Here is a 14,172-nt window from a genome sequence, read left to right on the forward strand (position 1 = left end):
GCTTCAGAGGGCGCTAGTTTAGCAGTCTGCAGGTCAAGGTTACAGTCAATCACCGCGGCGAGTGTGTTATACTCGCCGCCGAATTAATCCAATGGCGGGGGCAGGCAATACCGTGAGTCAGCAGGTGCAGCAGTTACTGGCACAACTTGAAGCAGAATTAAAAAAACAGGGTGAGTGGGCGACCATCTCTCCTCACCCGTCGCAACTAGCCAGTCAGGCCCCGTTTGCTGTCGATACCCTGACATTTTGCGAATGGCTGCAATTTATCTTTTTGCCGAAATTATCTGCGCTGGTGGAACAGGGCCAGCCGCTGCCACCCATGGCGATTGCCCCGGCAGCAGAAGTCTATTTGCCGCAGCAGCTTGAACAGGGCGCTGAAGAAGTTATTGCGGTACTAGTCAAGCTCGACGCGATGGCGAACAACGCATGAGCACACTAAGTGTGCTGTATCAGGACGATGATCTTATCGCGATTGCCAAACCACCAGGGTTACTGGTACACCGCAGCCCCATTGACCGCCACGAAACCCGCTTTGCCATGCAAATGCTGCGTGATCAGGTGGGCAGGCATGTGTACCCGGTACATCGGCTGGATAAGCCAACCGCCGGTGTATTGCTCTTTGCCTTCAGTAGCGAGATGGCGCGGGCGATGGGCGAGCAAATGATGGAGAAAGCGTTCAGTAAAACCTATCTCGCTATCGTGCGGGGTTTTGTGCATCACAGTGGAATTATTGATTATGCGCTGCGCTATAAGGCCGACAAAATTGCCGATCGCCACCGCATCAGGCCAGTGGCACCGCAGCCAGCCGTGTCTGCGTATCAATCGCTGGCCCGCTTTGAGCTGCCTTTTGCCAGCGGGCGCTACGCCTCATCCCGCTATTCGCTGGTGCGCCTGGAGCCGGTTACCGGCAGAAAGCATCAGTTACGCCGTCATATGGTGCATTTACGCCATCCGATTGTGGGTGACACAACCCATGGCGACGGCAAACAGAATAAATTTATTCGTGAAACATTTAACTTTTCAAATCTGGCCTTAAGTTGTACCCGCATGGGGTTTTATCATCCGCTATCGGATAAATGGACAACCATCACGGCGCCAGCCCATGCTCAGATGACTGGTCTGCTCGACCGGTGGCAAGCGTACAAAGTGGCATAGCAATTTACGTAATGAGGTACTAATGACGACACTATCTATATTCGCAGGTTCGGTGTACGGCAATGCACAGCATGCCGCAGAGCAGGTAAAAGAAAACCTGGATGATCAGGGGTATGAAACGGCCTTGCACACTGATCCGGAGGTTTCCGATTTCAGTGAGGCCGAGGCCATTTTAGTGGTGACTTCAACCACCGGTCAGGGTGATGTACCGCCGAATCTGGAATGGACCATTTCTGAGTTGCGAGACGAGTTTCCTATGCTGACTGACAAACCATTTGCAGTAGCGGCCTTAGGTGACAGCAGCTATGAAACCTTTTGCGGGGCAGGCCGGCAAATTCATGAGTTGCTTGTTGAGCTTCAGGGCAAGCCGGTCGCAGACATGCTGGAGATCGACGCCATTGAGACGCTGGAGCCGGAAGAAGATGTCATCAAGTGGGTGAACAGCATTAAAGATAAGCTGTTTGCGTAAAGTCCGCAGGAAAAAATAGGTGCGACAGCGTGATTAAGTAGTGCTGCCCGGCCAGTGCCCGGCCAGTGCCCGGGCAGCACCTATTACTACGTGTCGCTACACCATTACTCAGCGCTACGCAGTAAGGCATTTATCCCTACTTTGGCGCGGGTTTTCGCATCAACTTTTTTCACAATGATGGCGGCGTACAGGCTGTAATTACCGTCTTTGCCTGGCAGGTTGCCGGGGACAACTACCGATCCCGCCGGTACCCGACCATAATAAATGTCGCCGGTTTCGCGGTCGAAAATACGGGTGCTCTGGCCGATGTAAACGCCCATTGAGATCACCGCGCCTTCCTCAACAATCACACCTTCAACAATTTCTGAACGTGCCCCGATAAAGCAGTTATCTTCAATAATAGTGGGATTGGCCTGTAGCGGTTCTAACACGCCGCCAATACCTACGCCGCCGGAGAGGTGAACGTTCTTACCAATTTGCGCGCAGGAGCCAACGGTTGCCCAGGTATCCACCATTGAGCCTTCGCCAACGTAAGCCCCAATGTTTACATAAGAGGGCATGACAACAGCATCGTTACCGATAAAGGTACCGGTTCTTACTGCCGCGGGCGGCACGATACGCGCGCCATCGGCAACAAACTGCTCACGGGTATAGTTACTGTATTTCAGGGGTACTTTGTCAAAATACCGGCTTTCTGCGCCTTCAATGACGTCATTATTGTGCAGACGGAAGAACAGCAGTACGGCCTTTTTCAGCCATTGATGGACGACCCACTCTCCGGCAATTTTTTCTGCAACCCGGGCCTTGCCGGTGTTCAGTTGCTCAATGGCAGAGGCTACGGCATTACGTACTTCCTCCGGCGCACTGGACGGGCTCAGGTTGTCGCGGTTTTCAAATGCGTCTTCAATAATGGATTTTAATTCAGTCATGGTATTGAAATATCTTCAAGTTGGTCGAGTTTAAATAAAATTTGCTTTTTCAGGGCAACTTGTTGCTCTGTTGTCAGCGCATCACCGTCTTCATTACAGACAATAAAAATATCTTCAGCCCGTTCACCAATGGTGGCGATTTTGGCCAGTTTCAGGGTGGCACGCATGTCCACAAAAGCATGGCCAATTTTAGCCAGAATACCCGGTGCATCCAGCGCTTCTAATTCTACCAGTGTGGCGTCGTCACCTGCGCTGAAAAAGCGGACTTTGGTTGGCACGTCCAGTTGCCGCATCTGTCTGGGCAGCTTACGGTGATTGTCATGCGAACGGCCGGGCTTTTCCAGTTGTTCATAAATGGCCTTTTCCAGCGACCGGATGCGCGATTCAGAGGAAAGTCGGGTGCCATCATTTTCCAGCACCAGCAGGCTGTCGAAAACATAGCCATCACGGGTGACCGTGATATGCGCATCGTGAATAGAACAGTTGCGGCTGTCAAGTACCGACGCAACCTGCGCAAACAGGGCCTTACGATCTTTGCCGTAGATCAGGATCTCGGTGCCTCCCTTGGCACTGTTGTCGTTTGCTTTAACCAGCAAACGGGTATCATCCACCGTCATCCATTCTTTCTGGGCGATCAGAATTTCCTCACTGTGCCAGGCGATCTGTATTGGCTTAAAGCGCACGAAATAGTCGTCATCCATGCGCGCCCACAAGGTATCGATTTCCTCCATGTTCAGGTCGCGGGCTGTCAGAAGCTGACGTGCCAGATGTTTATGGGTATCGACCCGCTCGCTTAACGTCTCCTGACACTGCATGCCATTATCCAGCGCCTTTTGCGTCATCAGATACAGTTCACGCAATAACGAGGCTTTCCAGTCATTCCACAGGTTGTCGTTGGTGGCACGAATGTCGGCCAGCGTCAGTGCGTACAGCAAATTCAGGTGAGTATGACTGCGCACGGCACTGGCAAATTCATTAATGACATCGGGGTCATAAATATCACGGCGCTGGGCCACCACCGACATTAGCAGGTGATGCTCAACCAGCCAGCGGATAAGCGCCGCATCGCTGCCAGCAATGTCATGCTGCAGGCAAAATTTGTCGACATCTACGGCACCGAGTTTGGAATGATCGCCATCGCGGCCTTTGGCAATGTCATGAAAAATGGCGGCGATGTAAAGTAGCTCGGGTTTATCCAGGTTCCGGCAGATGCGGCTGCACCGCGGAAACTCACGCTCGTTGTTAAAGTACCGGTTGACGTGCTTGACCAGCCGGTGCGTATGTTCATCCACGGTATAGGCATGAAATAAGTCAAACTGCATCATGCCAACAATGGCGTCCCATTCCGGGAGGTAAGCCTGAAAAATGCCATACTGATGCATAATGTCCCAGGCGAAATCGAAAAACGCCGGGTTTCTGAACAACGCCATTAAACGAGTTCGGCATGCCTCACGCTGCACAAAATATTCATTTTCAAACTGACGGTGGGCGTCACGTAACTGACGAATACAGTCGGTTTCCAGTCCTTCGACCCGTGGCGTATCGGCAACCACGGCTAAAAAGTCAAGAATGGCCTCCGGTGACGGGAAGACATTGGCATGGCGTGGACAAATCATGCCATCATGTAATTCAAAGTCGTCGTTAATCACAACGGTGCTCTGCACGGACTGATTCAGCATGTCATAGCGAAAGCGCTGCAGCAGCATCTGATTTAGTTCCGACACCCGTCGCACAGTGCGGAAGAAGTCACGCATCATTTTTTCTACCGCAGGCTTTCCTTCGCGACCGTAGCCCATTTTCTCAGCCACATCGGGCTGATAATCAAACAACAGGCGGTTTTCACTGCGACCGGCGACCAGGTGTAGTGCACAGCGCATTTTCCACAGATGCATGCGGCAGGTGATCAATTCACTGTGTTCCAGTTCGGTGAAGTAACCATGCCCAACCAGGTTCCAGCCGTCATATTCCCGGAAATGCTTTTTCGCTACCCAGCCAATGGACTGAATATCACGTAAGCACCCCGGGTTTTCCTTGATATTGGGCTCAAGGTTGTAGGCGGTACCATTGAATTTGGCGTGACGGGCTTTTTGCTCATCGTATTTGGCCGTGAAAAAGTCGCGGCTGCTCCAGGAATTTTTACCGTTCACCTCGTCCCAAAGTTTGTTGAAGACGGCCTCGCTGCCGCACAGTAAACGACTTTCCACCAGATTCGTGGCAATCGAGATATCCTCTTTTGCCAGTTTGACCGTTTCTTTTATGGTGCGCACTGACTGGCCAATATCCAGCTTGATATCCCAAAGCAGGGTAATGAACTGACCGACTTTTTCCTGCACATCAGCGGCGATGGGACGTTTACTGACGATAAGTAAGTCGATATCTGAATAGGGCTGCAGATGGCCGCGACCATAACCGCCCACGGCGCATAAGGCCAGATCGCTGATGTCCTCCAGACCAAACAGCCCCCAGATACGGCATAGCAGGCTATCAACAAATTGCGCCCGTCCGGTGACAAGTTGGTTGACCGGACTGGCGTCAAAGGCGTCATCCAGCCATTGATAGCTGGCAGTGACACAGTTTTTTATAGCTGCGATGTCTGTTGGGTCATCAAGGGTTTCAATGTCGCTGAGTAAGCTTTGCAACGTCACGATATGCACTGTCCTGTCACTTCGTAGAATCGCCTGCACCATAGCACGATTCGCGCGCACAGGTTAAGTGGCCTGCCGTGCATAAAATCAGAATAAAATTGAATAAATAAGATAATTTAGGAGGGGCGCGCCTGTCGGAGCGAGCAGGCGCGGTATGATCAGACTTAACGGTTATCCATTACCCGGGGTAAATCTTCCTCATCACGCAGGGTAAGTACTTCGACGCCGGTTTCAGTTACCAGCAAGGTGTGTTCCCACTGTGCGCTGAGGCTGCGGTCTTTAGTGACGACAGTCCACTGGTCAGGCAGGATTTTAGAAAAACGCTTGCCGGCGTTGACCATAGGTTCAATGGTAAAGCACATACCGGCTTCAAGGACTTCACCGGTGCCTGGCCGACCGTAGTGAACAACCTGCGGCTCTTCGTGGAAGCTGGCACCGATACCGTGACCACAAAATTCACGCACTACTGAATAATTATGCTTTTCCGCATGGGTTTGGCAGATATGACCAATATCCCCAAGCCGTGTGCCCGGCTTGACGGACTTAATCGCGTTATACAGGCATTCCTGAGTAACGTTTATCAACCGCTCTGCCAGAATCGAGGGCTTACCGACGACAAACATCTTGGATGTATCGCCGTGATAGCCGTCTTTAATGACCGTGACGTCGATATTAATGATATCGCCATCTTTAAGTTTTTTGTCAGACGGGATGCCGTGACAAATACAATGGTTGACCGACGTACATACCGATTTAGGAAACGGCGGGTTGCCATAATTCAGCGGCGCCGGAATAGCACCCTGTTCGTTCACGATATAATCATGACACAGGGTGTTCAGTTCATCGGTGGTCACCCCTTTTTTGACATGCGGAGTGATCATATTCAGGACATCGGCGGCAAGTCGGCCGGCGACGCGCATTTTTTCAATTTCTTCAGCGGTTTTGATTATTGCTGCCACTGGATCCTCGATTCGTGAAAAGGTGAAAAGGTGAAAAGTGAATAGTGAAAATTCGTTAATCCCGCTGACACCTATTAGATGCACTTATCATAAAGCGGGTTAGCATTGCGCTATGTTAACGGCTCTGAGCGCCTGTGTATAGTCAGCGCGCGTTAAGCGCCGCCGGTTGCTTGATGTCAGCCCCTCCTGATTACGGGTAACGTTCAGTGTGTGATCGAGGCCACACCACGGAAACAGGCACGGTCTGATGAGGCGTGTATCGCCGTTCGCAAACCAACGCAAAAACTTGAGTTTGGCTGCCGTGCATGGTATAAAGCGCGCGCTTCACCGGATGGGAAGACCATCGTGTCGCCAATGGTGGGGCAAAAACATTAACTGAAGTAAATAACACACATACACCAACACCGGGTATCGGGGTGTCTGACAATCAGGTCGGATCGATACGTGGGGTGTATGGAGGCCTAACCCCAAGAGGAAAATTAAAATGGCAAATGTTTCTATGCGTGACATGCTGAAAGCCGGCGTGCATTTCGGTCACCAAACCCGTTACTGGAACCCAAAGATGAAGCCTTACATCTTTGGCGCGCGTAACAAAGTTCACATCATCAACCTTGAAAAAACCGTTCCTTTATTCAACGAAGCGCTGAGCTATATGTCTGGCGTTGCTGCGAAGAAAGGCAAAATCCTGTTCGTTGGCACCAAGCGTGCTGCAGGCGAAGCAGTGAAAGAAGCGGCGGTTAAGTGTGACCAGTTCTACGTCAATAAGCGCTGGTTGGGCGGTATGCTGACCAACTGGAAAACGGTTCGTCAGTCAATCAAGCGCCTGAAAGATCTGGAACAGCAAAGCCAGGACGGAACGTTCGAAAAGCTGACCAAGAAAGAAGCGCTGATGCTGCAACGTGAAATGGACAAGCTGGAAAACAGCTTAGGTGGTATCAAAAACATGGGCGGCCTGCCTGATGCTATCTTCGTTGTTGACGCAGACCACGAACATATCGCGGTAACTGAAGCACGTAACCTGGGTATCCCGGTAGTTGGTGTTGTTGATACTAACTCTGATCCAGATGGTGTTGACTACATCATCCCTGGTAACGATGACGCTATCCGTGCCGTACAACTGTATCTGGAAGCCGCTGCTAACGCAGTTAACCAGGGACGCGACAGCAACCTGGAAGCGCAAGCAGAGCAAGACGACTTCGTAGAAACGGCGGAGTAATGTCTCCCTCGTCCCTGTCATCATATTCACATGTGGCAGGGGTAAACTACGCACGTTAATAAAAGAGGGTCTGTTCAGACCCTCTTATCCATTGAATATTTAAATGCTGAGGAATTGAAAAATGGCAGTGACTGCAGCACTAGTAAAAGAACTGCGTGAGCGCACAGGCGCCGGCATGCTGGACTGTAAAAAGGCGCTGGTTGAAACCGATGGTGATATCGAAAAAGCCATCGAAAATATGCGCAAATCTGGTCAGGCTAAAGCCGCTAAGAAAGCAGGTCGTATCGCCGCTGAAGGTGTGATCCTGACTAAAGTTGCCAATGGTCGCGCAACCATGCTTGAGCTGAACTGCGAAACTGACTTCGTGGCACGCGATGACAGCTTCCTGAAGTTTGGTAATGAGCTTCTGGACCTGGCAGCAGAAAAGAACATCAACGACGTAGACAGCCTGAATGACGCTGAACTGAATGGCGAGAAAGTGTCTGAAGTTCGCGAAGCGCTGGTAGCTAAAATCGGTGAAAACATCGGTCCACGTCGTGTTATCAACGTTGAAGGTGACAACCTGGGCGCGTATGTCCACGGTGGCCGTATTGGCGTTATCTCTATCCTTGAAGGCGGTGACGAAGACCTGGCGAAAGACGTTGCCATGCATGTTGCGGCAGCCAACCCACAGTACGTTAAACCTGAAAACGTACCAGAAGAAGTGGTTGAGAAAGAGAAGTCTATCCAGATCGAAATCGCAATGCAGTCTGGCAAGCCTGCTGAAATTGCAGAAAAAATGGTTGCTGGCCGCATGAAGAAATTCACCGGCGAAGTCAGCCTGACAGGTCAGCCTTTCGTCAAAGATCCTTCAATGAACGTGTCTGAGTTGCTGAGCAACAACGGTGCGGACGTGATCAACTTCGTACGTTTCGAAGTCGGTGAAGGTATCGAGAAAAAGACAGAAGACTTTGCTGCGGAAGTTGCAGCGCAAATGGAAGCGGCAAAGAAATAAATACGCCGTTTGACTTTTGCACGTAGCGATTGTCAGATACACTACGAGCACCTCTTCGGGGGTGCTTTTTTATAGGGGAAGCGGCAAAATAAGTACACGCTTTTCCTGCCTAAAGTTAAACGGCGAATCGGTTTGTCACAAACTTTTTATGAAACGGCAGGTTTTTTGAAAAATTTGCGACAAGCCGAGTCACGAGGACATATCTAACAATGAGTATCACACCGAAATCAGCATACCGTCGCATACTGTTAAAACTTAGCGGTGAAGCCCTGATGGGAAAAGAAGGGTTCGGTATCGACCCTAAAGTCCTCGATCGCATGGCGCAGGAAATCAAAGAGCTGGTAGAGCTGGGCGTTCAGGTTGGACTGGTTATTGGTGGTGGTAACTTATTCCGTGGTGAAGGTCTGGCGAAAGCCGGTATGAATCGTGTGGTCGGTGACCATATGGGTATGCTGGCCACTGTCATGAATGGCCTGGCCATGCGCGACGCCCTGCACCGCGCATTTGTCAATGCACGCATGATGTCAGCTATTCCGCTGAATGGCGTGTGTGATGCGTACAACTGGGCAGAAGCCATCAGTTTGCTTAAATCAGGGCGTGTGGTTATCTTTTCTGCCGGGACCGGCAATCCGTTTTTTACTACGGATTCGGCCGCCTGTCTGCGTGGTATCGAAATCGAAGCTGATGCTGTGCTTAAAGCCACTAAGGTAGATGGCGTATACAGTGATGACCCGGTTAAAAACCCCGACGCGACCCTGTATGATCACCTGAGCTATCAGGAAGTGCTGGAGAAAGAACTGAAGGTCATGGACTTGTCTGCCTTTACGCTGGCCCGTGATCACGGATTGCCAATTCGGGTGTTTAATATGAACGAGCCTGGGTGCCTGAAACGCGTTGTTATGGGCGAAAAAGAAGGCACGCTGATAGACAGCGCCGAGTAAACCAATTAGCTAAAGCCAAATAGGAAATAAACTGTGATTGATGAGATAGAAAAAGATGCGCAAGAGCGTATGGAAAAAAGCATCAGCGCACTGAAGAGCCAGTTAAGTAAAATTCATACAGGCCGCGCTCACCCCAGTCTTCTGGACGGTATCATGGTGCCTTATTACGGTGTCGACACGCCGCTGAAGCAGGTCGCCAACGTCGTGGCCGAAGATAGCCGCACGCTGGCGCTGACGGTGTTTGATAAAAGTGCCATCCAGGCTGTTGAAAAGGCGATCATGCAGGCCAATCTGGGACTAAACCCAATGAGTGCGGGTGGTGCCATCCGAATTCCTTTACCGCCTCTGACTGAGGAGCGCCGTAAAGATCTTATCCGCGTGGTAAGAAACGATGCCGAGCAAGGCCGTGTTGCGATCCGCAACATTCGCCGGGATGCGAACAGCGACGTTAAAGAATTGCTCAAAGAAAAAGAAATCAGTGAAGATGAATGCCGCGCAGCTGAGGAAAATATCCAGACGCTGACCGACGGTTGCATCAAGCAAGTCGATGCCGTGCTGGCCGACAAAGAAAAAGAGCTGATGGAAGTTTAAGCAAAGCAATGATAGGCAAGCGGTCACCGATAAAAAACGACACAGTCAACGTAGCAGGTGAGACTGCGGGCCCTCGTCATGTTGCCATTATTATGGATGGTAACGGACGCTGGGCACAAAAGAAAGGCAAGCTACGCACGTTTGGTCATCGCGCCGGCGTGGAATCGGTGCGCGCGGTGGTCCGCTTTGCGCGTAAAGCGGGGATTGAGTCGCTGACCTTATTTGCGTTTTCCAGCGAAAACTGGAAGCGTCCGGAAGAAGAAGTCAGTGTATTGATGGATCTATTCAATCTGGTGCTCAACAACGAAGCTAAGCGGTTGAATAAAAACGGCGTAAGGCTGAAAGTGATTGGCGATCTTGACGCCTTCGACACCAAGCTGGTTGAGAAGATCCGTAAAGCTGAAGCCATGACCGCAGATAATGACGCGCTGGTACTGAATATTGCGGCAAACTATGGTGGTCGCTGGGATATTGTTAATGCGGCGAAGTCGCTGGCTGACGAAGTCTCTCAGGGTAAGCTGTCAGTCGACAATATTGATGAAGCAACGTTTAACCAGTTTACGTCTACCGCCGCCCTGCCAGAACTGGATTTATTGATCCGTACCGGTGGCGAGCACAGAATCAGCAATTTTCTGTTGTGGCAATGTGCTTACGCCGAGTTATTTTTTACTGATGTGCTATGGCCTGATTTTAATGAAGATGTGTTTCAGCAGGCTGTGGACGACTACAATGTGCGCCAGCGCCGATTCGGGCTTACCGGCGAACAAGTGGCATCCGCTGGGAACTAACAGGATGATCCCGGGCAACAGGCGGAGCCTGAAAACAGGAGCCGAAAGCCGATTATGCTAAAAGAACGAATTATTACCGCGCTGATCCTCGCACCGCTGGCGCTGATTGCCATTTTGTTTCTCCCTATTTTCTGGTTTGAAATTACCATTGCCGGTGTGGTGGCGATAGGTGCTTACGAATGGGCCAATCTCTCCGGCATCTGCGAACGGCCCAAAAAAGCCTTATTCGCGCTGGCTGCGTTTAGTATTTGTAGCCTGCTGTCGCTTATCGTCGACGAACAGGCCATTTGGTATCAGGGCCAGTTACATTTATTGTATCGCCTGATTCTGGGGCTCGCCGTTGCCTGGTGGCTGCTGTCTCTGGCCATGATTATTGCTTACCCTCGCTATACGTCACTATGGCGCAACAGCCGCAGCGTCCGTACTACCTTTGGCTTTCTTACCCTGATACCCACCTGGGTCGCTATCACAGCGCTGCGCACCAGTTTGTATGATGTCGATCCGTTTTATGGCGCTTCACTCATCTTTTATGTGCTTGGGATAGTCTGGGCAGCGGATATCGGAGCGTTCTTTGTCGGCGTGAAGTTCGGCCGGCATAAGTTGCGGCCCGAAGTGTCACCGGGAAAAACGCTGGAAGGCTTGCTGGGCGGCGTGATGGCATCGCTGGCAATTATTGCCTTTGCGGCATTGCACTATCAGGTTGAACCGTCCCGAATCTGGTTACATCTTATTATTGGTGGGGTTACAGTGGCTGTCTCGGCGCTGGGTGATCTTAATGAAAGTATGCTCAAACGTTGTGCCGGCATTAAAGACAGTGGCCGAATTCTGCCAGGGCACGGCGGCGTGCTGGATCGAATTGACAGTCTTACTGCCGCCTTTCCGGTGTTTGCCTTCTGCTATGTGATTTGGATGGCATAATGCAGACCGTTACGATCCTCGGGGCCACTGGCTCTATTGGCTGTAGTACACTGGATGTTGTTGCCCGTCACCCACAGCGGTACCGGGTGTTCGCCCTGACCGGTCATCAGCGCGTTGAAACGTTAATGCAGCAGGCCAAGGTCTGTATGCCCCGTTACGTGGTGCTGGCCGATGAATCCCACTACCAAAAGGCCAAAACGCTGGCCGAAGAGATGGGCATTACGGCCGATATTCTGTGTGGCGCGAGCGCTCTGGAAGACGTCGCCAGTGCCAGTGAAGTAGATATCGTGATGGCTGCCATTGTTGGCGCAGCCGGCTTACTGCCGACGCTCGCAGCGGTGCGCTCTGGCAAACGTGTATTACTTGCTAATAAAGAAGCACTGGTTATGTCAGGCTCGCTACTGGTTGATGCCGCGAATCAGTCTGGTGCAACTATCCTGCCTATCGACAGTGAACACAATGCTATTTTCCAGTGTCTGCCGCGAGACTATGCCTATGGGCGTCTGGCCGACAGTGGCGTGACGCAAATTTTGCTGACCGGCTCTGGGGGGCCGTTTCGTACCCGGGCGCTGGATACCTTTGACGCCATTACGATTGACGAAGCCTGTTACCACCCGAACTGGTCAATGGGACGTAAAATCACCGTTGATTCGGCGACCATGATGAACAAAGGGCTGGAATTTATCGAAGCCTGCTGGCTGTTCGGCGTGCAGCCTGATGACATCACGGTTGTACTGCACCCACAAAGTACTATTCATTCCATGGTTCAGTACACGGATGGCTCGGTGATCGCACAACTCGGTGAGCCGGATATGCGTACCCCTATCGCCTATGGTCTGGCCTACCCGCAGCGCATTGAGGCGGGGGTGGCGCCGCTGGATTTTGCCACGCTGACCTCGCTGGAATTTTCAACGCCCTGTCAGCAGCGCTATCCCAACCTGCAACTGGCCATAGATGCCTGCCGTGAAGGTCAGGCGGCGACAACACGCTTAAATGCAGCGAATGAAGTTGCGGTGGGGGCTTTCCTGAACGGACAGATACGCTTTACCGATATTGCCAGCGTCAATGAAGAAACCTTAAATCGTCTGGAACCTCTCAGCGTTTCATCACTCCAACACATTCTGGAGCAGGACAGCAGTGCCCGCGAAGTTGCGAATCATATTGTCAGAGGGTTGTCATCGTGCTGAGTTTTATTTGGAGCCTGGGCGCATTTATCGTTGCGCTGGGGATACTGGTCGCCGTACATGAGTGGGGACACTTCTATGTGGCGCGCCGGTGTGGCGTTCATGTCGAACGCTTTTCCATTGGCTTTGGTAAGCCATTATGGCGTCGTAAAAGCCAGCGTGGCACGGAATACGTGATTGCCGCCATTCCTCTGGGCGGCTATGTACGCATGCTGGACGGCCGGGTCGATGAGATCCCGCCAGGCATGGAAAATAAGGCCTTTAATAACAAGCCCGTATTGCAGCGAATGGCGATTATAGCAGCTGGCCCTGGGGTGAACTTTTTGTTTGCTATTGCGGCGCTTTATCTTATGTTTCTGGTCGGCTTGCAGACCGTAAAGCCAGTGGTTAAAACCGTTGAGCCTGACAGCATTGTGGCCCAGGCAGGGCTGAATGCCGGTGATGAAATTACTGCGGTTGGCGAACGTGCGACTCCTGACTGGGAGGCCGTCAACCTGGAGCTGGTATCCTATATCGGTAAGTCTGAAACCCCGGTCACCATTGTCGATCAGCAGGGGACATCGCGAACGTTACTTTTATCTACCTCTGACTGGAACTTTGACCCGGATAAAGAGTCTCCCCTTAACAGTTTGGGAATGACGCCATTTCGGCCCGATGCCACCCTGACGCTGGCGTTGGTGGGTGAGGATTCACCGGCTCAGAAAGCGGGGCTGGCAGTGGGTGATACGATAACGCATATCAATGATGAGCCTGTAAAAAACTGGTCAGCGCTGGTGGAACGAATCGCCAGCAACCCCGGAGAGGCCGTGGATATCCGCGTAAATAGGGATGGACAGACCCGGACGATTAATGCCAACATTGCCCGCCGTGAATCATCACAGGGCCAACAAGGCTACCTTGGTGTGAGCCCGGAATTTGAAGAATGGCCTGATGGCTATGTCTTTACACACCAGTATGGACCTATTGAGTCCATAAGTCGGGCAGCAGATAAAACGTGGCGTCTGATGACACTTAGCGTGGAAATGATAGGTAAGCTGCTAACAGGTGATGTGTCAGTAAAAAACCTGAGCGGCCCGATTTCTATCGCACAGGGAGCAGGGGTCAGTGCTGGCTATGGACTGGCATATTTCCTCAGTTTCCTTGCCCTGATCAGTGTGAACCTTGGCATTATCAACCTTCTGCCATTGCCCATGCTGGATGGCGGTCATCTGATGTATTTCACCGTGGAATGGATTACCGGCAAGCCGGTTCCCGAAGCCGTCCAGGAATGGGGTTTTAGAATAGGGGGGGTGCTGTTATTTACCATAATGAGCATCGCCATTATAAATGATATCGCCCGCATCAGTTAAGATAAGGGCGACACCAATCAAGCTAACAAAAACG

Annotated in this window: 14 protein-coding genes; 11 read left to right on the forward strand and 3 right to left on the reverse strand. The window is 51.6% G+C overall.

The features are described 5' to 3' along the window. The first annotated feature begins 112 nt into the window (after nucleotides 1-112). From IE054_RS00415 to IE054_RS00425, 3 genes are read left to right on the forward strand one after another with little or no spacing between them, the layout of a single operon-like run. Nucleotides 113-430, forward strand: a complete 318-nt coding sequence (locus IE054_RS00415; protein ID WP_229804953.1) for a YqcC family protein — start codon at nucleotides 113-115, stop codon at nucleotides 428-430. Beyond that, nucleotides 427-1,155 carry a pseudouridine synthase gene (locus IE054_RS00420; protein ID WP_189403117.1) on the forward strand — a complete coding sequence of 243 codons (729 nt, stop codon included), beginning with the start codon at nucleotides 427-429 and terminating at the stop codon, nucleotides 1,153-1,155. Before IE054_RS00415 ends, IE054_RS00420 begins: the two co-directional genes overlap by 4 nt. Nucleotides 1,156-1,177: 22 nt before the next feature. Continuing rightward, entirely contained in the window at nucleotides 1,178-1,624 is a 447-nt protein-coding gene (locus IE054_RS00425) for a flavodoxin (RefSeq protein WP_189403118.1), read from the forward strand. 104 nt (nucleotides 1,625-1,728) lie between these two features. Here the strand turns inward: IE054_RS00425 and dapD are convergent, their stop codons facing one another. From dapD to map, 3 genes are all read right to left on the reverse strand, one after another. Beyond that, on the reverse strand, nucleotides 1,729-2,553 hold the full coding sequence (gene dapD, locus IE054_RS00430; RefSeq protein WP_189403119.1) for a 2,3,4,5-tetrahydropyridine-2,6-dicarboxylate N-succinyltransferase: 825 nt from the start codon (nucleotides 2,551-2,553) through the stop codon (nucleotides 1,729-1,731). Next, nucleotides 2,550-5,198: a [protein-PII] uridylyltransferase gene (gene glnD / locus IE054_RS00435; RefSeq protein WP_189403120.1), complete on the reverse strand. Its 2,649-nt coding sequence runs from the start codon at nucleotides 5,196-5,198 to the stop codon at nucleotides 2,550-2,552. The genes dapD and glnD overlap by 4 nt, the downstream gene beginning before the upstream one ends. Before the next feature lie 164 nt (nucleotides 5,199-5,362). After that, nucleotides 5,363-6,157 carry a type I methionyl aminopeptidase gene (gene map, locus IE054_RS00440; RefSeq protein WP_189403121.1) on the reverse strand — a complete coding sequence of 265 codons (795 nt, stop codon included), beginning with the start codon at nucleotides 6,155-6,157 and terminating at the stop codon, nucleotides 5,363-5,365. 484 nt (nucleotides 6,158-6,641) lie between these two features. Here map and rpsB point away from each other — a divergent pair, with 484 nt between their 5' ends. The 8 genes from rpsB (at nucleotide 6,642) to rseP (ending at nucleotide 14,138) form a co-directional block, all read left to right on the forward strand. Then, nucleotides 6,642-7,373, forward strand: coding sequence for a 30S ribosomal protein S2 (gene rpsB / locus IE054_RS00445; RefSeq protein WP_189403122.1), 732 nt, complete (start codon nucleotides 6,642-6,644; stop codon nucleotides 7,371-7,373). A gap of 121 nt (nucleotides 7,374-7,494) precedes the next feature. Next, nucleotides 7,495-8,367, forward strand: a complete 873-nt coding sequence (gene tsf, locus IE054_RS00450; protein WP_189403123.1) for a translation elongation factor Ts — start codon at nucleotides 7,495-7,497, stop codon at nucleotides 8,365-8,367. Between the two features lie 209 nt (nucleotides 8,368-8,576). Beyond that, the gene (gene pyrH / locus IE054_RS00455; protein ID WP_189403124.1) at nucleotides 8,577-9,308 is read left to right on the forward strand and encodes a UMP kinase; all 732 of its coding nucleotides are present in this window, start codon (nucleotides 8,577-8,579) and stop codon (nucleotides 9,306-9,308) included. A 33-nt stretch (nucleotides 9,309-9,341) separates the two neighbouring features. Then, entirely contained in the window at nucleotides 9,342-9,899 is a 558-nt protein-coding gene (gene frr / locus IE054_RS00460) for a ribosome recycling factor (protein WP_189403125.1), read from the forward strand. Nucleotides 9,900-9,907: 8 nt separating this feature from the next. Continuing rightward, nucleotides 9,908-10,687 (forward strand): polyprenyl diphosphate synthase, encoded by a 780-nt coding sequence (gene uppS, locus IE054_RS00465; RefSeq protein WP_189403126.1) that lies wholly within the window; start codon nucleotides 9,908-9,910, stop codon nucleotides 10,685-10,687. 54 nt (nucleotides 10,688-10,741) lie between these two features. Beyond that, entirely contained in the window at nucleotides 10,742-11,605 is an 864-nt protein-coding gene (locus IE054_RS00470) for a phosphatidate cytidylyltransferase (RefSeq protein ID WP_189403127.1), read from the forward strand. Then, nucleotides 11,605-12,792 (forward strand): 1-deoxy-D-xylulose-5-phosphate reductoisomerase, encoded by a 1,188-nt coding sequence (ispC, locus tag IE054_RS00475; protein WP_189403128.1) that lies wholly within the window; start codon nucleotides 11,605-11,607, stop codon nucleotides 12,790-12,792. Before IE054_RS00470 ends, ispC begins: the two co-directional genes overlap by 1 nt. Beyond that, nucleotides 12,786-14,138 carry a sigma E protease regulator RseP gene (gene rseP / locus IE054_RS00480; RefSeq protein WP_189403129.1) on the forward strand — a complete coding sequence of 451 codons (1,353 nt, stop codon included), beginning with the start codon at nucleotides 12,786-12,788 and terminating at the stop codon, nucleotides 14,136-14,138. The genes ispC and rseP overlap by 7 nt, the downstream gene beginning before the upstream one ends. Nucleotides 14,139-14,172: the final 34 nt, after the last annotated feature.

The organism is Alteromonas halophila, assembly GCF_014651815.1.
Classification (GTDB): Bacteria; Pseudomonadota; Gammaproteobacteria; order Enterobacterales; family Alteromonadaceae; genus Alteromonas; species Alteromonas halophila.